This window comes from Cryobacterium sp. PAMC25264 (assembly GCF_019443325.1).
GTDB lineage: Bacteria > Actinomycetota > Actinomycetes > Actinomycetales > Microbacteriaceae > Cryobacterium.
The window spans coordinates 2,135,468-2,152,637 of sequence record NZ_CP080383.1 but is presented as its reverse complement, the minus strand read 5'-3'; the positions used below and the strand labels follow the sequence as shown (position 1 = coordinate 2,152,637).

Genomic DNA, 17,170 nt, shown 5'->3' with positions numbered 1-17,170 from the left:
CCATGGATTCCCTCATCGACCTGCAGCCCGAGTTCTGGAAAGCCGCGGGGGAGACCCTCTACATCGTGGGGTTCACGCTGCTGTTCGGCGGTCTCGGCGGCCTGCTCATCGGTCTCGGCCTCTACCTCAGCCGAGCCGGCAGCATCCTGGCGAACCGGCCGGTCTTCGCTGTGCTCAATGTGCTGGTCAACACGGTGCGGCCCATTCCCTTCATCATCTTCCTCGCCGCGGCGCAGCCTCTGGCCCGAGCGGTCGTGGGCACCGGAATCGGCAACAACGCGATCATCTTCACCATCGCGTTGGCCGCGTCGTTCGCCATGGGTCGAATAGTGGAACAGAACCTGCTCACGGTGTCACCCGGCGTGATCGAAGCGGCCCGCAGCGTGGGCGCCGGTCCCGTGCGCATCATCTTCACGGTGCTGCTTCCCGAGGCGCTCGGCCCCCTGATCCTCGGCTACACGTTCATCTTCGTGGCGCTCGTGGACATGTCAGCGGTGGCCGGCTACGTCGGCGGTGGCGGACTGGGCGCCTTCGCCCTGCTGTACGGCTACCGGCAGTACAACCCGATCGTCACGTGGGCGGCCGTGCTGCTGATCATCGTGCTCGTTCAGCTCGTGCAGTTCCTCGGCAACTGGCTGGCCCGGAAGGCCCTGCGCCGCTGACCCGCAGGGGCGTTAGTCGAAGTCGAGGCTGAGCCGGCGCAGCAGCGCCGCGAGGCGTTCCTGGTCGGCGATGGGCAGGCTCGCCAACAGGGCGGCCTCCGCGTCGACCAGCCGGGTGATGGCGGCATCCACCGGGTGAGGCCGGCCGGTGTCATACCCACGAAGATGCCGCGGCCGTCGTTGGGGTCGGTGCGCCGGGTGACCAGACCTCGTTCGACCAGCCGGTCGATGCGGTTGGTCATCGTGCCGCTGGAGACCAGGGTCTGCTGGAGCAGAAGTTTGGGGCTCAGCTCGTACGGGGCGCCGGCCCGTCGGAGGGCCGAGAGCACGTCGAATTCCCAGGAGTCCAACTCCGACCGGGAGAACGCAGTGCGGCGCGCGCGGTCCAGATGCTTGCTGAGCCTGGCTACCCGGGAAAAGACCTGCAGGGGCGCAAAATCCAGGTCGGGGCGCTCGCGAAGCCAGGCATCAACGATCCGGTCGACTTCGTCATTCGCAGGCATCCCTCCATTATCCGGCTTTCCGGGCACCGGATACGGCGGATGACGCCGAGGCGCCTGCGGATCTGGCAGACTTGACTCCGTTGCCCGGCACCCACCGGCGCAATCCGCCGTGGTGTAATGGCAGCACGACAGCCTTTGGAGCTGTTAGGTCTAGGTTCGAGTCCTGGCGGCGGAGCTCATGTGTGAGAACACAGTTGAGAGGATCCACGTGACCGATTCCCGCCTCGCCATCATCGTCCTGGCCGCAGGGCAGGGCACCCGTATGAAGTCCAGCTTGCCCAAGCTGATGCATCCGCTTGCCGGCCTGCCGATCATCAGCCATGTGCTGGCGACCGCACGGGCATTGGATGCCGCACACGTCGTCACGGTGCTGCGTCACGAGCGGGAGCGCCTGGCCGAGTTGGTGGCGCTCGACCTGCCCGAGAGCCTGCTCGTCGACCAGGACGAGGTTCCCGGAACCGGTCGCGCCGTCGAGCAGGCCGTCGCGGCGCTGCCGGCGGACTTCGACGGCGATGTGCTCGTGATCAGCGGGGACGTGCCGCTGCTGAACGCGGCCACTCTGGCCAACTTCATCGAGGCGCACCGGGAACGTGCCGCCGCGGCGACCGTCCTCTCCGCCTTCCCCGGCGACGTCAACGGATACGGCCGCATCATCCGCTCGGAAGACGGCACCTTCGACCGGATCGTTGAGCACAAGGACGCGACCGACGACGAGCGCGCCGTCGACGAGATCAACGCGGGCGTCTACCTCTTCGGGCTCGGCGAGCTGCGCGACCAGTTGGCCCGCCTCACCACCGACAACGTGCAGGGCGAGAAGTACCTCACCGATGTGATCGGGCTGCTCCGCTCGGCCGGCTCAGAGGTGCGCGCGGTTCCCGTCGCGGATGCCTGGCTGGTCGCCGGCATCAACGACCGGGCCCAGCTCAGCGACACCGCCGCCAAGCTCAACGCCGTCATCGTGCGTGGCTGGCAGCTGGCCGGCGTGACCGTGCAGGACCCGGCCACCACCTGGATCGACCTCAAGGCGACCCTGGCCAGCGACGTCACGGTACTCCCCGGCACCCAGATCCTGGGCTCCACAACGGTGGCCACCGGCGCGATCATCGGCCCGGACAGCACGCTGCTGGACTGCGAGATCGGCGAGGGCGCCACCGTCAAGCGGAGCGACGCGACGCTCGCGGTGATCGGAGCCGGTGCCACCGTCGGCCCGTTCTCCTACCTGCGACCCGGCACCTGGCTCGGCGCCGACGGCAAGATCGGCACCTTCGTCGAGACCAAGAACGCGGTCATCGGCGAGGGCAGCAAGGTGCCGCACCTGAGCTACGTCGGCGACGCGACGATCGGCGTGCACTCCAACATCGGAGCCGGCACGATCTTCGCCAACTACGACGGCGTGAACAAGAACCCGTCCGTGATCGGGTCGCATGTGCGCACCGGATCGCACAACGTGTTCGTGGCGCCGATTAGAATCGGTGACGGAGCCTACACGGGCGCAGGAACGGTGGTCCGCAAGGACGTGCCGGCTGGTGCCCTGTCCATCAACGTGGCTCCGCAGAGAAATATGGTCGGTTGGGTAGAGACCAACCGGCCGGGAACAGACGCGGCGACAGCCGCGTCACAGAGCGGAGACTAGGTGCCTGGAATCAAGAGCAGCGGCGAGAAGAAATTGGTGCTCATCTCGGGGCGAGCGCACCCTCAGCTCGCGATCGACATCGCCGCAGAACTTGGTTCGGAGTTGATCCCCACCGACGCGCGCACCTTCGCCAATGGTGAGATCTACGCCCGGTTCGACGAGAGCGTGCGCGGCGCGGATGCGTTCGTCATCCAGTCGCACACCAACCCGATCAACGAGTGGCTGATGGAACAGCTCATCATGGTCGACGCCCTCAAGCGTGCCTCCGCCAAGCGCATCACCGTCGTGGCCCCGTTCTACCCGTACGCCCGCCAGGACAAGAAGGGCCGCGGCCGCGAGCCGATTTCCGCCCGCCTCGTCGCCGACCTGTTCAAGGTCGCCGGTGCTGACCGCATCATGTCGGTCGACCTGCACGCCGCCCAGATCCAGGGTTTCTTCGACGGCCCCGTCGACCACCTCTTCGCCATGCCGGTGCTGCTCGAGCACTTCCGGGCCAAGCTCGACCCGTCGACGCTCACGATCGTGTCGCCGGACATGGGCCGCGTGCGCGTCGCCGACATCTGGAGCGACAAGCTCGGCGCACCGCTGGCCATCATCCACAAGCGCCGCGACCCGCTGGTACCCAACCAGATCACCGTCCACGAGATCGTCGGTGAGGTCAAGGGCCGCGTCTGCCTGATCGTCGACGACCTGATCGACACCGGCCGCACCATCGTGCAGGCCGCGGAGGCCCTCATGGCCGCCGGCGCCACCGGTGTCGTCGTGGCCGCCACGCACGCCGTGTTCAGCCCGCCCGCGCTGGACCTGCTGCAGAACCCGGCCATCCAGGAGGTCGTCGTCACCGACACCCTCCCGATCCCCGAGGACAAGCGCTTCCCCACGCTGACCGTGCTGCCCATCGCTCCCCTGCTGGCGCGCGCCATCCACGAGGTCTTCGACGAGGGATCCGTCACGTCGATGTTCGAGGGCGCCGCGTAGGCATCCGTCTCACCCATCCAGGCCGGTCCCGTCTCGGGGCCGGCCTGTTGTGTGCGTGGGGCTAGGCCGCCGTGCCAGCCGGAACGCGGAACGGGCCGGGGATGATTCCCAACGGAACCACGAAGGTCTGGCGCTCATTGAGGTCGATCGCGTAACACTGCCAGCCGAAGCCGCCGGCGCCCGAGAACTCGAACCGGGCATCCAGGCCGACGGCCTGCGGGTAGTACCGCGCCACGGCGGCCGCGCAGGAGCGGGCAGCCGTGGCGGACGCGATGCTGAGGGTGGTGAGCACGCCGGGCACGATGAGCGCCACCAGGCCGAGTACCACCGTGACCCGCATGAGCAGGACCATCCGCCGGCCGCGCAGGGGCCGGGAGGAGTCCGCCGGCTCGTAACCGGAGAGTTCGGGGTGTTCGCTGCTCATGGGCATCCAGTAAACCATCCCCGGCGCCGATTGCGGATGCCTACCGTTCACCTGGCCTGCCTAGGAGACTGCTGATTTAGATGGCTGCGGTGGGCCCGGCGAGTCGGGGGCCCGTTTTTTGAGTCGGGTGTGGTCGTGTTTGGGCTGCTTGCGGGATCGATTCGGTGTCGCGAGTCTGGCCAGTAGAAGGTGGTCGTCGGGGTCGGTGTGAGGGCTGGGGTGTCTGCCCTGCCTGGGGTCTTCAGCCAAGTGCCCAAACCCCGTTCTGGCTGGTGAGGCCAAGGCTCAGGAGTCGTTTCAGGTTGATCGCGGCGGCGCGGTTGTTCCACCAGGCGTGGTTCTTCACGACGCCGCGGTAAGGGACTCGTCTCGCGCCGCGAGTCATCCATGCGATCGAGCGTTCAACCATCGGCCGGTGCTGCCGGTAGACGGCTTGAAAGTCAGGGTCCAGCGCGCGTGCGCGGTGCTCGCGTTGGATCTGCTGCTGCGGATGCAAAACCATTTTGCGACCGTCGACGGCGCTCGTGCACTGGGCTCGGAGCGGGCAGCTCGCGCAAACGGCGCCAAATGTGACATTACGTTTCACGGTGATCGGTCGGGTGTTCCCCGCAGGACACGTCACCGTGCGCTTAGCTTCGTCGATGCTGAAGTCATCGATTGTGAATCCGCCCGGAACCGCCCGACTCAACGGCATCGGTTTGATGATCGGAACATGCCCGGCCGCGGTGACCTCGGCGAGGAGGTCCCCGCTGCCGTAGGCAGAATCACCGAGGACCTCGACCGTGTCCGAGCCGATGCTCGTGTCAGCGGCCACCAGGGCCGCGCCGCGGGCCGCGTCACTGTTCTTGGGCCCGGACGCTTTCGTCAACACGGCCGCGGTCACCAGACCCGTATCGGGCTCGATCGCGATGTGGGCTTTGAAACCGTCTTGCTTCTTCTCCCGGCTCTTGTGCGCGTGGCGGGCGTCCGGGTCAACGGTCGAGATCACCCGGTCCGGCGCGACCTTCCGCGCGATCCGCCACCGCCCATCCGAGCCATCGGACCCCTCAGCCGGCTCGACGTCCTGGCCCGCGACGAGGGCGAGCAACGCGACCGTCTCCTGCTGCGAGTCGGTCAATGACGTCGTGTCGATTGCCGCAAGCAACGCCAGGGCGTCGGTCACGAGGCGGGAAACGAGTTCGTCCCTGGCCGCCTTGTCGTCCCAGGCGATGTCGGGCTTGCCGGGCTTCTCGTAGTCATGGCCGGGCAGGCCGGCCACGATCATGTCGGCGCCGGGGATCTCCCGACCGACCCGGCGGATCTGCGCGACCAACTGCGTCACCGTGTCCTGGCGGGCGACCGCGTCATCCAAAATCGTGGAGTCCAACGCCCGCCGCTTCCGACCCGACAACGCCCCAGAACCGGCAATAACCTCGGCGACGGCGTCGAAAATTCGGTGCGGGCGGGTGCTTGCCGCGAGGCGGCGTCGCCAATACGTCAACACCGTCGGGTGGAACGATGTTTCCGTCAACCCGAACCCGCAGGCCGCTTTCCACCGCAGATCAAACGTGACGGCTTCCGCGGTTTCCCGGTCCGATAACGAGTGCAGGGTCTGCAGCACCATCACCGATGCGATCACGTCCGCGGGCGTCGAGGGCCGGCCACGACCCGACGGAAACAGGTCCGCGAACGCGTCATCCGGGAACAACTCGTGCCGGTGCTCAGCGAGAAAAGCGAACACCGACCCCGCCGGCAACATGTGCCCAGCGAACACACCGACATCCAACAACTGACGCTGACCATCATCACGACCCTGCATGAATCAAGTCTTAAACACCTCCGCCGAAACCAACAAAGGCGCGCCTTAAACGCCCCGATAAATCAGCAGTCTCCTAGGCTGGCCGGATGAACGGAACTGCGGGGCCGGACGGCCAGGGGGCGCTGCGGCGCCAGCTCGGTGTCGGCGGGGCGATCGTGGTGGGCCTGGCCGCCATGATCGGAGCCGGTGTCTTCTACGTATGGGCGCCAGCCGCCGCTGCCGCCGGCTCCGGCCTGCTCATCGGTCTTGTCATCGCCGGGGTCATCGCCTCGCTGAATGCCCTGAGCTCGGCCCAACTGGCCATGAGCAATCCGGTCTCCGGCGGCGCCTACGCGTTCGGCCGGGCCACCCTCGGGCCGTGGTGGGGATTCAGTGCGGGCTGGCTGTTCCTGGCCGGCAAGACGGCGTCGGCCGGCGCCATCGCGCTGATCCTGGGCGGGTATCTCTGGCCGGAGCAGGCGAGACTCGTGGCTGTGCTGGCCGTTCTCGTGCTGGGCGCCGTGAACCTGGTCGGCATCCGCAGCACCGCCCGGCTCAGCGCCGTGGTGGTCTTCCTGGTGCTGGGCGGGCTGCTCGCGCTGGTGCTCGTGGTGGGGGTCGGCATCGCCAACGGCAGCAGGGGCGTGTCGATCGACCCCGGCACGGTGCTGGACTCCGGCTGGCTGGGCATCCTGCAGTCGGCCGGGCTGCTGTTCTTCGCGTTCGCCGGCTACGCCCGCATGGCCACGCTGGGGGAGGAGGTGCACGACCCCCGCCGCACCCTGCCGCGGGCCATCGTGACGGCCCTGGGGTTGACGCTGGTGATCTACGGGGTCGTCGGTCTGCTCTGCGTGCTGGTGCTCGGCCCCGCCGTCCTGGCCGGCTCGGCGTCGCCGCTGGCCGAGCTGGTCGGCGGCGCCGAACCGTGGACCGGCGTCGCCCGGCTGCTGGCCGCCATCGCCTGCCTGGGCTCGCTGGCGGGAATCCTGGCGGGCCTGAGCCGAACCGGGCTGGCGATGGCCAGGGAGGGCGACCTGCCCGGCCGGCTCAGCCGCATCTCGCCGACCCGCCACACCCCGGTGGCGGCGGAGGTGACGATCGGGCTCCTGGCGATCGCCGGGGTGCTCTTGCTCGACCCCGCCCGGCTGGTCGGCTTCTCCGCCTGCGCGGTGCTGGTCTACTACGCGATCGCGCACCTGGCCGCGCTGCGCCAGCCGCGGTCGCAGCGCTGGCTGCCTCGTGGGGTGCAGTACCTCGGGGTCGCCGGATGCCTGCTCCTGGCCGGCACCCTGCCCTGGCCCGGCGTGCTTGCCGCGGCCGCCTGGCTGGCTCTCGGCCTGCTCGGCCGCGCCGTGCGCCTCGCCGCCGCCGCGCGCCGTCTCTGACCCCTCGACCGCGCCGCGACCCCGCCAACTGGTCCCCGTGCGGACAACTGGCCCCGGCACACCGGGTGCACTCGTCCGGAATGGGGCCAGTAGCGGGCCGGAGGGCCCCTCCTCCACAGTCGGCCCGCCGACAAAGTGTGCTCCGATCTCCACGAGCAGGACTCCACGAGGCCGGTGGATGCGACTGTCGCCCCATGACTGACGACCGGTTGGACCCACGAACGGGCCTGTTTCTCGTGAAGAGCATCGGGGTGACGGATGCGGATGCGCGGCAGTTCCGCCGCTCGGTCGACCTCGGGCAGGGTGCCCGCCTGCGCCGCGGGGTGTTCACAACGGCGGACCGGTGGGCGCGGCTGGGCGCCCGTGAACGATACCTCGACCGAATCCGGGCGGTGGTGGCGACCCGGCGGCACGATCCTGTCGTCAGCCATCAGTCCGCTGCGGCGCTCTGGGGCATCCCGTTGAGTAGCGCGTGGCCGCCGACCGTGCACGTGCTCGCCGTGCCGGCATCCCGGGCGCGCAGCAAGAACGGTGTGTTCGTCCACCGCACCCCGTTCGACTGGGACGAGATCGTGGAGCTCGACGGTGTGCTCGTCACCAGCCCCGCACGCACCCTGCTGGACCTGGCCAGAACGGTGAGCTTCGAGGATGCCGTTGTGGCCCTCGACCACGCCATCAATCCGCGACGTGCCACGCCGGAGGTCTTGGTGTATCCGGAGGAACTGTCTGAGCGGCTGGCGCGGTGCGGGTCGCTGCGCGGCAGCGTGCAGGCGCAGCGGGCCATCGACTTCGCCCGGCCCAACGCCGACAACCCCGGCGAATCGCGCAGCCGGGTCGCGATCTTCGAGCTCGGCTTCCCCGACCCCGAGCTGCAGGTGCGCCACCCGAATCCCCGCGGCGGGTGGTACTTCACTGACGTCGAGTGGCCACGGCTCGCAACGATCGGCGAGTTCGACGGGAAAGGGAAGTATCTCAAGGAGGAGTTCCTGCGCGGCAGACCGCCTGGCGACGTCGTCTATGACGAGAAGGTGCGGGAGGACCACCTGCGCGCAGAGGGATTCACGGTGGTGCGCTGGGGATGGGCCGAGCTTGCCGACCGGGCTGCTCTGAGCCGTCTCCTCACCGCGGCCGGCCTGCCGGTCATCCGGTGACCGCTGCCCACCGGCCCGTCGGGGTGCCCGCGGCTGCGTGCCCACAGACAACTGTTGCCCGTGCGGACACGTGGACCCGGCATACCGGGTGCAGATGTACGCACGGGCAACGGTTGCCGTGCAGGTCGTGCGGGAGCTCTAGTGCGAGGAGCCCTCGGTCTCGATCTCGCTGCGGTCGCCGGACCACAGCGTGTGGAAGGTGCCGTCCATGTCGACGCGCTTGTAGGTGTGCGCACCGAAGAAGTCACGCTGGCCCTGGGTGAGGGCCGCGGGCAGGCGGTCGGCACGCAGGCTGTCGTAGTACGCCAGCGACGACGCGAACACCGGCGCGGGGATACCGGCGTGGGCGGCGTCGGCGACGACGTTCCGCCAGGAGTCCTGCGCCTTGGCGACCACATCCGTGAAGAACGGCGCGGTGACCAGGGAAACGAGACCCGGGTTCTCGGTGTACGCCTCGGTGATGCGGTTCAGGAAGCGGGCGCGGATGATGCAGCCGCCGCGCCAGATCTTCGCGATCTCGCCCTTCTTGATGTCCCAGTTGTACTGCTCGGCGCCGGCGACGATGGCGTCGAAGCCCTGCGAGTATGCGATCACCTTGGACGCGTAGAGCGCCTGGCGAACACCCTCGATGAAGCCGTCCACGTCCTCGACCGGGTTGGCGGTGGGGCCGGGGAGAGCGGCGGCGGCTGCGCGCTGCGCGGGCTTGGAGGAGACGGAGCGGGCGAACACGGCCTCGGCGATGCCGGAGACGGGGATGCCGAGGTCCAGGGCGGTCTGCACGGTCCAGACGCCGGTGCCCTTGCTCCCGGCCTGGTCGAGGATGACATCGACGAGCGGCTGGCCGGTGTTGGCGTCGACCTGCTTGAGGACCTCCGCGGTGATCTCGATGAGGTAGCTCTCGAGGTCGCCCGTGTTCCACTCGGTGAAGATCTCGGAGATCTCGGCCGGGGTCTTGCCGGTTCCGCGACGGATGAGGTCGTACGCCTCGCCGATGAGCTGCATGTCGGCGTATTCGATGCCGTTGTGGATCATCTTGACGAAGTGGCCGGCGCCGTCGGTGCCGACGTGGGTGACGCAGGGCTCGCCGTCGACGACCGCGGCGATGGACTCGAGGATCGGGCCGAGGGTGACGTACGCCTCTGCGGAGCCGCCCGGCATGATGCTCGGGCCCTTGAGGGCGCCTTCTTCTCCGCCGGAGATGCCGGCGCCGACGAAGTTGATGCCGGTCTCGCGTACGGCCTTCTCGCGGCGGATGGTGTCGGTGAAGAGGGCGTTGCCGCCGTCGACGATGATGTCCCCGGGCTCGAACAGCTCGGTCAGCTGGCTGATCACGGCGTCTGTGCCCGCGCCGGCCTGCACCATGATGATCGCGGTGCGCGGGGTCGCAAGCGATGCGACGAAGTCTTCGATCGCCTCGGAGGCGACGAATCCGGCCTCGGGGTGCTCGTCCAGGAGCAGGCGGGTGCGTTCGGGGGAGCGGTTGTACACCGCGACGGTGTTGCCCTCGCGGCTGGCGAGGTTGCGGGCCAGGTTGGAGCCCATCACCGCCAGTCCGACGACACCAATGTTTGCTGAACCGGTTACTGACACGTGTTCTCCTTCGGGTCTGTGAGCTTCGACCAATCCAAGATTAGTGGCTCGCCTCGTCAATGTAATCATATTTATTCGTCCAGGTGGGCTGCACCTCCGCATAGGTGCGCCGCATGATGAGCTCCATCGCCGCCCGGGCGTCCCCGGGCCGGCCGGCCCGAATCGCCTCGGCGACATCGGCGTGCAACTGCAGGGTGTTCTGATGCGGGTGATCCGGCATCAGGCCCAGGTCGGTGCGGCCGGACAGCACGGCAGCGACGGGCTCGTCGAGCTTGGCGAACATCTCATTGCCCGAACCGTGCAGCACCAACTGGTGAAACCGGATGTCCAGCTCGAGGAACTGGGACAGGTCGCCGGATTGGCCCGCACTGCGCATGAGCCCGGCCACGTGCATCAGCTCGGCCGCCACCTCCGCAGCGGCATGCCGGGCGGCCAACTCGGCGGCCAGGGGCTCCACTGCCGAGCGCAGCTCGGTCAGCGACCGCAGCTGGTCGCCCTTGCCCGGGCCGAGCAGCCGCCAGCGGATGATGGTGGGATCGTAGGCATTCCACCGCGCGGCCGGCAGCACCCGGATGCCGACCCGCTTGACCGACTCCACCAGGCCCATCGACCCGAGCACGCGCACGGCCTCCCGGATCACCGACCGGCTCACGCCCTGGCGGCGTTCGATCTCTTCCGCGAGCAGGACGCTGCCGGCCGGGACAGCACCGTCGACGATGGACCGTCCGACGTCTTCGGTCACTCGGGTGTGCAGGCTGGGCGACATGGTCGTCACTTTATCGTCTAGACTCATGAGTTGAACTTCGGCGAGGGATTCGCCCGGCGTCCGGGAAACCGGCACCGGCGCATCCGTAATCGACGCGGCGAAAAGTCCCCCCAGGCCTTTCCTCACGCTGACATGCGTTCGAGTTGAACCAGCATCCGTACCGCGGGCCCCGTGCCCGCGACATCAATACGGGCACACGAGGCCCGCAAGGAGACACCATGGCCGAGGCCACGAACAACAACAACAAGATTTCCGCTGACGCCCGCGTCAGCTTCGGCAAGGGCGCTGCCCGCAAGCTGCGCGTGCTGGGCAAGATCCCCGCCGTCATCTACGGCCACGGCACCGACCCCGTGCACGTCGCCCTGCCGGCCCACGAGATCGGCCTGCTGCTGCGCCGCGCGAACGCCGTGCTCGAGCTCGACGTCGAGGGCACCACCCACCTGACCCTGGTCAAGGACGTGCAGAAGGACCCGGTTCGACAGATCATCGAGCACCTCGACCTCATCGTCATCCGCAAGGGTGAGAAGGTCCAGGTCGAGGTCGCCGTGCACGTCACCGGTGAGCCCGCCCCCGGAACCACCGCGGACCTCGACGCCAAGACCCTGCTCCTCGAGGTCGAAGCCACGAACATCCCACAGAGCGTCAGCGTCGATGTCGAGGGCCTCGAAGACGGCGCTCTCATCCACGCCAGCGAGATCACGCTGCCCGCCGGCGCGTCGCTCATCTCCGACCCCGAGATGGTCGTCATCGGCGTGCACCTGCCGGCCGAGGAAGAGGAAGAGGAGACCGCCGAGGGCGAAGAAGCTCCCGCCGAGGAAGCTGCCGCCGAGTAGCCTTCCCCTCCAGCACCGGACAGACACTTTTTGTAAAGGAACCCCCTGGACGAGAATCTCTGGCTCGTAGTCGGGCTCGGTAACCCCGGGCCCGGCTACGCCGGTAATCGCCACAACGTCGGTCACATGGTGACCATGGTGCTCGCCGACCGGATGCGGGCGAACTTCAAGAACCACAAGGCCAACGCCTCCGTCGCCGAGGGACGCAGTTTTCCCGGCGGCCCCAAGCTGATCCTGGCCAAGCCGAACAGCTTCATGAACCTCTCCGGCGGCCCCGTCGCGGGCCTGCTGCGCTTCTACTCGCTCGACGTGTCCCGGCTGATCGTCGTGCACGACGAACTCGACCTGCCGTTCGACACCCTGAAGATCAAGGTGGGCGGCGGCCACGGCGGCCACAACGGGGTGCGCGACATCATCGCCGCCACCGGGAGCAACGACTTCATCCGCATCCGGATGGGCATCGGCCGCCCGCCCGGCCGGCAGAATGCCGCCGACTTCGTGCTGCACGACTACACCAGCACCGAGCGCACCACCCTGCCGATCATGCTCGAGGATGCCGCGGACGCCATCGAACTCATCGCCGCTGAGGGCCCTGCCGCCGCCCAGCAGAAGTTCCACGCCCCGCCCGCATAGCCAGTCAGCAGAACCCGTAGACTTGTGCGGTGATTCTTCAGGGCTTGATTCCGGCGCTTTCTGGTGCCTCCACGTTCGATAACGCCCTCGCCTTCGCGGCCCGTGACGCCGACTTCTCGCTCACCGAGGGACTGCGCGCGCCGCTCCTCGCCGCTCTGATGGAGCAACGCTCCCGCCTCGACAAGGGCAGGGCCCTGCTGGTCATCACGGCCACCGGGCGCGAATCCGAGGCGCTCCGGGAGAACCTCGGCTGCTTCTCCGACGACGCCGAGATCGTCGAGTTCCCCGCCTGGGAGACCCTGCCGCACGAGCGGCTCAGCCCCAGCGCCGAGATCGTGGGTCGCCGGCTCTACGCGCTGCGACGAATGCGGGACTGGGAGAACGCGGATACCGCCACCCGGCGACCCCTCATCGTCGTCGCCTCGGTGCGCGCCGCCCTGCAGCCCGTGGCCGACAACCTCACCGACTACGACCCGCTCGAGCTGACCGCCGGCGGCCGTGGCCATGACCTGGCCGCCATCTCGGTGGACCTCGTGAATGTGGCCTACGCCCGGGTGGACATGGTCACCCGCCGCGGCGAGTTCGCCGTGCGTGGCGGCATCCTCGACGTGTTCCCGCCCATGGCCGCTCACCCCTACCGGATCGAGTTCTTCGGCGACGAGGTCGAACAGATCCGCGCGTTCGCGGTCTCCGACCAGCGCTCCATGCCCGAGCCGATCGACTCGGTCACCCTGCCGCCCAGCCGCGAACTGCTGCTCAGCCCGGCCGTCCGCCAGCGCGCCCGGGAGATGCAGCACGAGTTCCCCAGCCTGGCGGGCCTCCTCGCGAAGGTCGCCGAGGGGATCCCCGTCGAGGGCATGGAGAGCCTGGCACCCGCCCTCGTCGACCGGTTGGTGCCCGTCACGCACTACCTGCCCCGGCAGGCCGCGGTCGCCGTGATCTCGCCCGAACGGGTCGCCTCCCGTGCCATCAGCCTGGCCGAGACCAACCGGGAGTTCCTCTCCGCCGCGTGGAACGCCGCCACCGCCGGTGCCGAGGCGCCCATCGACCTGGCCTCGGGCGACTTCCTGACCCTCGGCACCCTGCGGGACGCCGTGCGGTACTCCGCTCCGGGGGCGCCGGCCACCGAACGCGTCTGGTGGACGATGAGTTCGTTCCAGGCCGCACCGACCGACATCGAGGTGCTGCCGGAGCACCGTGAGATCGACGAACTCCTCACCATCCGCATCGAGGGTGACGCCGTGCCGAGCTTCGCCGGCAGCGTCGAGGGCGCCGTCGGGCACCTCGGCGCCCGGATGAAGGACGGCTGGACCGTCGCCGTCGTCGCGCAGGGCGCCGGCCTCGTCGAGCGCGCCGCTGACGTGCTCGCCGGCGCAGAACTGCCCGCCCGCATCGTCGAGGAGTTTCCGGAGAACCCCGAACCGGGCATCGCCTACCTGCTCAAGGCCTCCATCGCACACGGCTTCGAGATCCCCGAGACCAAGCTCACCCTGGTCAGCGAGAGCGAGTTCTACGGCCGCACGGTCGGCTACGACGCCCGGCAGATCAAGAAGCTCGCCAGTAGGCGGAAGAACGTCGTCGACCCCTTGCAGCTCAAGACCGGCGACCACGTCGTGCACCAGACCCACGGCATCGGCCGGTTCCTGGAACTGACCCAGCGCGAGGTCTCCAGCGGCGGCCGCAACCCGGTGAAGACCACCCGCGAATACCTGGTGCTGGAATACGCGCCCTCCAAGCGCGGCCACGGCGGCGACAAGCTCTACGTGCCCACCGACCAGCTCGACCTGGTCTCCCGCTATGTCGGCGGCGAGGCCCCCGCGCTGTCGAAGATGGGCGGCAGTGACTGGTCGGCCGCCAAGACCAAGGCCCGCCGCGCGGTGCGCGACATCGCCGTCGAACTCGTCAAGCTCTACTCCGCACGGATGGCCAGCAAGGGTCACGCCTTCGGCCCTGACACCCCCTGGCAGCGCGAGCTCGAGGAGGCGTTCCCGTTCGCCGAGACGCCCGACCAGCTCACCACCATCGAAGAGGTCAAGGCCGACATGGAGCGGCCCATCCCGATGGACCGGCTGCTCTCCGGCGACGTGGGCTTCGGCAAGACCGAGGTGGCCGTGCGCGCCGCGTTCAAGGCCATCCAGGACGGCAAGCAGGTGGCCATGCTCGTACCCACCACCCTGCTCGTGCGCCAGCACATGGAGACCTTCCAGGAGCGTTTCGCCGGGTTCCCGATCCACCTGCGCGCGCTCAGCCGCTTCCAGACCGACAAGGAATCCCGCGAGACCGTGGCCGGCATGCTGGACGGCACCGTCGACATGGTCATCGGCACCCACCGTCTGCTCTCCGAGAGCACGGTCTTCAAGGACCTCGGTCTGGTCATCATCGACGAGGAACAGCGCTTCGGCGTGGAGCACAAGGACGCGCTCAAGAAACTCAAGACCAACGTCGACATCCTCGCGATGAGTGCCACGCCCATCCCGCGCACCCTGGAGATGGCCGTCACGGGCATCCGGGAGATGTCCACCCTGGCGACCCCTCCGGAGGACCGGCACCCGATCCTCACCTTCGTCGGCCCGTACTCCGACCGCCAGGTGGCCGCCGCCATCCGTCGGGAGCTGCTGCGCGAGGGGCAGATCTTCTTCGTGCACAACCGGGTGTCCAGCATCAACCGGGTGGCCGCGCAGCTGGCCGAGCTGGTGCCGGAGGCCCGCGTCGCCGTGGCGCACGGGCAGCTGCCCGAGGCCCAGCTCGAGCAGGTGGTGGTGGACTTCTGGGAGAACAAGTTCGACATCCTGGTCTCCACGACCATTATCGAGACCGGCCTGGACATCGCCAACGCGAACACCATCATCATCGACCGGGCCGACAAGTACGGCCTCAGCCAGCTGCACCAGCTGCGCGGCCGTGTCGGCCGCGGCCGGGAACGCGCCTACGCGTACTTCCTCTACGACGAGAACAAGCCGCTGAGCGAGATCGCGCACGACCGCCTCGCCACCATCGCGGCCAACAACGAGCTCGGCGCCGGCATGCAGGTGGCGCTGAAAGACCTGGAGATCCGCGGAGCGGGCAACCTGCTCGGCGGCGAGCAGGCCGGCCACATCGCCGGGGTGGGTTTCGACCTGTATCTGCGCATGATCGGCGAGGCCGTGTCCACCTTCCGCGGCGACGTCGCCGAGGGGCAGACCGAACTGCGGCTCGAGCTTCCCGTCGACGCGCACATCCCCGAGGAGTACGTCGACAGCGAGCGGTTGCGGCTGGAGGCCTACCAGAAGCTCTCCGGCGCGAGTGGGTTCGCGGCCGCCGACGACCAGATCGGCTTGGTGCTCGAGGAGCTCACCGACCGCTACGGCGAACCGCCCGAGGCCGTCACCAACCTCATCGCCGTCTCCCGGCTCCGCCGCCACGCGCAGCAGGCCGGCCTCGGCGAGGTCGTCGCGATGGGCTCCAACCTGCGGGTCGCGCCCGTCGACTTGGCCGATTCGATGCAGGTGCGCCTGCAGCGGATGTACCCGGGCGCGAAGTACTCGGCCGCGGCCGGCACCATGATCGTGCCGTTGCCGCGCGTGAACGGCGAGCCGCCGGCCGACGCCGCGCTTATCGCGTGGACGGGCTCACTGCTGGATGCAGTTTTTCCGCGGCCCGTCGATACTGCCGTGCCCGCACACTGACCACGACCGCCGAGACCAGGATCGCGAAGCCCGACCCGAGCAGAACGGCGAGGGTGGCCTCGTCGACCACCTCGGTGTTGCCGACGAAGGCGAGCGCGCCCATCAACAGCGACACCGTGAAGCCGATGCCGCCCAGGCACGCGACCATGACGATGTCGGCGAACTTGAGCCCGGATCTGGACCCGTTCGGGCGTCGGGAGATCATGCTGCCCAGCGTGCCCGCCAGGGTGATGCCCAGCAGCTTGCCGACCGGCAGGGCCACCAGGATGCCCCAGAACGCCGGGCTGAGCTCGGCCAGGCTCACCTGGGGGATCGCCACGAGGGCGGCGGAGAAGGCGAACAACGGCAGGATCACCGCGTTCGAGTAGGGCTCGAGCACGTGATGTGCGCGCCCCCCTGGCACCCGCGCCATCACGAGGCCGAGGATCACGCCGGCGATGGTGGCGTGCACGCCGGAGAGGTACGTGAAGTACCAGGTCGCCACGCCCAGCACAGTCAGGGCGGCCACGATCGGCCAGACGGGCTTCCGGCCCAGCACCCAGGCCGAACGGGGCTTGAGCATCCGGCTGGTGACACCGAAGAGGGTCGCGGTGATGGCGGCGAAGCCGATGTATTGCAGCTGCGGGTCCTGGGTGAAGAAGAACGCGATGATCAGGATGGCGACCAGGTCGTCGAGCACCGCCAGGGCGAGGAGGAACACGCGCACCCGGGTCGGGATGCCGCGGCCGAAGACCGCGAGCACGCCCAGCGCGAAAGCGATGTCGGTCGCCGTGGGCACCGGCCAGCCTGCAGCGAGCCCGGAGCCCTGGGTGAGCAGCAGGTAGATGCCGGCGGGCACCAGCACGCCGCCGAACGCCGCGAGGGCCGGCAGGGCCGCCTTGCCCACGCTGTTGAGGTCGCCGATCACGAGCTCGCGCTTGAGCTCGATGGCGATGAGGAAGAAGAACACCGCCAGCAGCCCGTCGCTGATCCAGTGCTTGGCCGACAGGTCCAGCCCGAACAGGCCGGTGTGCAGGTGCTCGTTGAGGGCGTCGATCAGCGCCGGGCCGAACGACAGATTGGCCATCAGCAGGCCGAGGATCCCGGCGATCAGAAGGAACCCGGCGGCGTAGCGCTCGGAACGGATGAAGGTCATGGGGAGTCCTGTTCGCCCGAAGAAAAACGGGTCTG

General features: G+C 68.7%; 13 protein-coding genes, 1 tRNA gene and 1 pseudogene. 9 read left to right on the top strand and 6 right to left on the bottom strand.

From position 1 onward, the window contains the following. Positions 1 to 2 precede the first annotated feature (2 nt). Positions 3 to 662, top strand: coding sequence for a methionine ABC transporter permease (locus KY500_RS09920; protein WP_066596656.1), 660 nt, complete (start codon positions 3 to 5; stop codon positions 660 to 662). Positions 663 to 674: 12 nt separating this feature from the next. Here the strand turns inward: KY500_RS09920 and KY500_RS09915 are convergent. Further along, positions 675 to 1,165 (bottom strand): annotated as a pseudogene (locus KY500_RS09915) (MarR family winged helix-turn-helix transcriptional regulator). Between the two features lie 103 nt (positions 1,166 to 1,268). Between KY500_RS09915 and KY500_RS09910 the strand changes: the two are divergent. The 3 genes from KY500_RS09910 (at position 1,269) to KY500_RS09900 (ending at position 3,776) form a co-directional block, all read left to right on the top strand. Next, positions 1,269 to 1,340, top strand: a tRNA-Gln gene (locus KY500_RS09910). A 3-nt stretch (positions 1,341 to 1,343) separates the two neighbouring features. Further along, entirely contained in the window at positions 1,344 to 2,798 is a 1,455-nt protein-coding gene (gene glmU, locus KY500_RS09905; RefSeq protein WP_370626791.1) for a bifunctional UDP-N-acetylglucosamine diphosphorylase/glucosamine-1-phosphate N-acetyltransferase GlmU, read from the top strand. Then, complete coding sequence (locus tag KY500_RS09900) at positions 2,799 to 3,776, top strand: ribose-phosphate diphosphokinase (RefSeq protein ID WP_066596631.1); 978 nt, start codon at positions 2,799 to 2,801, stop codon at positions 3,774 to 3,776. A 61-nt stretch (positions 3,777 to 3,837) separates the two neighbouring features. On the opposite strand, the gene KY500_RS09895 is transcribed toward KY500_RS09900, so the two are convergent. Together KY500_RS09895 and KY500_RS09890 are read right to left on the bottom strand one after the other, a co-directional pair. Then, positions 3,838 to 4,206 carry a hypothetical protein gene (locus KY500_RS09895; protein WP_255579142.1) on the bottom strand — a complete coding sequence of 123 codons (369 nt, stop codon included), beginning with the start codon at positions 4,204 to 4,206 and terminating at the stop codon, positions 3,838 to 3,840. Positions 4,207 to 4,441: 235 nt separating this feature from the next. Further along, positions 4,442 to 5,998, bottom strand: a complete 1,557-nt coding sequence (locus KY500_RS09890; RefSeq protein WP_219900421.1) for an IS1182 family transposase — start codon at positions 5,996 to 5,998, stop codon at positions 4,442 to 4,444. An 86-nt stretch (positions 5,999 to 6,084) separates the two neighbouring features. Between KY500_RS09890 and KY500_RS09885 the strand changes: the two genes are divergently transcribed. Together KY500_RS09885 and KY500_RS09880 are read left to right on the top strand one after the other, a co-directional pair. Beyond that, on the top strand, positions 6,085 to 7,362 hold the full coding sequence (locus tag KY500_RS09885) for an APC family permease (protein ID WP_219900420.1): 1,278 nt from the start codon (positions 6,085 to 6,087) through the stop codon (positions 7,360 to 7,362). A gap of 194 nt (positions 7,363 to 7,556) precedes the next feature. Then, entirely contained in the window at positions 7,557 to 8,513 is a 957-nt protein-coding gene (locus KY500_RS09880; RefSeq protein ID WP_219900419.1) for a hypothetical protein, read from the top strand. 138 nt (positions 8,514 to 8,651) lie between these two features. Here KY500_RS09880 and gndA read toward each other — a convergent pair whose 3' ends face one another. Further along, positions 8,652 to 10,055, bottom strand: a complete 1,404-nt coding sequence (gndA, locus tag KY500_RS09875) for an NADP-dependent phosphogluconate dehydrogenase (protein ID WP_370626931.1) — start codon at positions 10,053 to 10,055, stop codon at positions 8,652 to 8,654. 88 nt (positions 10,056 to 10,143) lie between these two features. Continuing rightward, positions 10,144 to 10,869: a FadR/GntR family transcriptional regulator gene (locus KY500_RS09870; RefSeq protein WP_219900417.1), complete on the bottom strand. Its 726-nt coding sequence runs from the start codon at positions 10,867 to 10,869 to the stop codon at positions 10,144 to 10,146. 218 nt (positions 10,870 to 11,087) lie between these two features. Here KY500_RS09870 and KY500_RS09865 point away from each other — a divergent pair, with 218 nt between their 5' ends. The 3 genes from KY500_RS09865 to mfd are packed head-to-tail and all read left to right on the top strand — an operon-like array spanning position 11,088 to position 16,000. Next, positions 11,088 to 11,702 carry a 50S ribosomal protein L25/general stress protein Ctc gene (locus KY500_RS09865; RefSeq protein ID WP_219900416.1) on the top strand — a complete coding sequence of 205 codons (615 nt, stop codon included), beginning with the start codon at positions 11,088 to 11,090 and terminating at the stop codon, positions 11,700 to 11,702. Positions 11,703 to 11,747: 45 nt separating this feature from the next. Next, positions 11,748 to 12,335 carry an aminoacyl-tRNA hydrolase gene (pth, locus tag KY500_RS09860; RefSeq protein WP_219903390.1) on the top strand — a complete coding sequence of 196 codons (588 nt, stop codon included), beginning with the start codon at positions 11,748 to 11,750 and terminating at the stop codon, positions 12,333 to 12,335. 29 nt (positions 12,336 to 12,364) lie between these two features. Next, complete coding sequence (gene mfd, locus KY500_RS09855) at positions 12,365 to 16,000, top strand: transcription-repair coupling factor (protein WP_219900415.1); 3,636 nt, start codon at positions 12,365 to 12,367, stop codon at positions 15,998 to 16,000. On the opposite strand, the gene KY500_RS09850 is transcribed toward mfd, so the two are convergent. Then, positions 15,927 to 17,135: a Na+/H+ antiporter NhaA gene (locus KY500_RS09850; protein ID WP_219900414.1), complete on the bottom strand. Its 1,209-nt coding sequence runs from the start codon at positions 17,133 to 17,135 to the stop codon at positions 15,927 to 15,929. The two genes, mfd and KY500_RS09850, sit on opposite strands and share 74 nt — an antisense overlap. Positions 17,136 to 17,170: the final 35 nt, after the last annotated feature.

Excerpts from the sequence above, each read along its gene's own strand:
- gndA (WP_370626931.1), bottom strand. The coding sequence starts at position 10,055 with ATGGGCTCCAACCTGGCCCGCAACCTCGCCAGCCGCGAGGGCAACACC.
- glmU (WP_370626791.1), top strand. The coding sequence starts at position 1,344 with ATGTGTGAGAACACAGTTGAGAGGATCCACGTGACCGATTCCCGCCTC.
- KY500_RS09850 (WP_219900414.1), bottom strand. The coding sequence starts at position 17,135 with ATGACCTTCATCCGTTCCGAGCGCTACGCCGCCGGGTTCCTTCTGATC.
- KY500_RS09870 (WP_219900417.1), bottom strand. The coding sequence starts at position 10,869 with ATGTCGCCCAGCCTGCACACCCGAGTGACCGAAGACGTCGGACGGTCC.
- KY500_RS09890 (WP_219900421.1), bottom strand. The coding sequence starts at position 5,998 with ATGCAGGGTCGTGATGATGGTCAGCGTCAGTTGTTGGATGTCGGTGTG.
- KY500_RS09920 (WP_066596656.1), top strand. The coding sequence starts at position 3 with ATGGATTCCCTCATCGACCTGCAGCCCGAGTTCTGGAAAGCCGCGGGG.
- KY500_RS09895 (WP_255579142.1), bottom strand. The coding sequence starts at position 4,206 with ATGCCCATGAGCAGCGAACACCCCGAACTCTCCGGTTACGAGCCGGCG.
- KY500_RS09885 (WP_219900420.1), top strand. The coding sequence starts at position 6,085 with ATGAACGGAACTGCGGGGCCGGACGGCCAGGGGGCGCTGCGGCGCCAG.
- KY500_RS09865 (WP_219900416.1), top strand. The coding sequence starts at position 11,088 with ATGGCCGAGGCCACGAACAACAACAACAAGATTTCCGCTGACGCCCGC.
- KY500_RS09880 (WP_219900419.1), top strand. The coding sequence starts at position 7,557 with ATGACTGACGACCGGTTGGACCCACGAACGGGCCTGTTTCTCGTGAAG.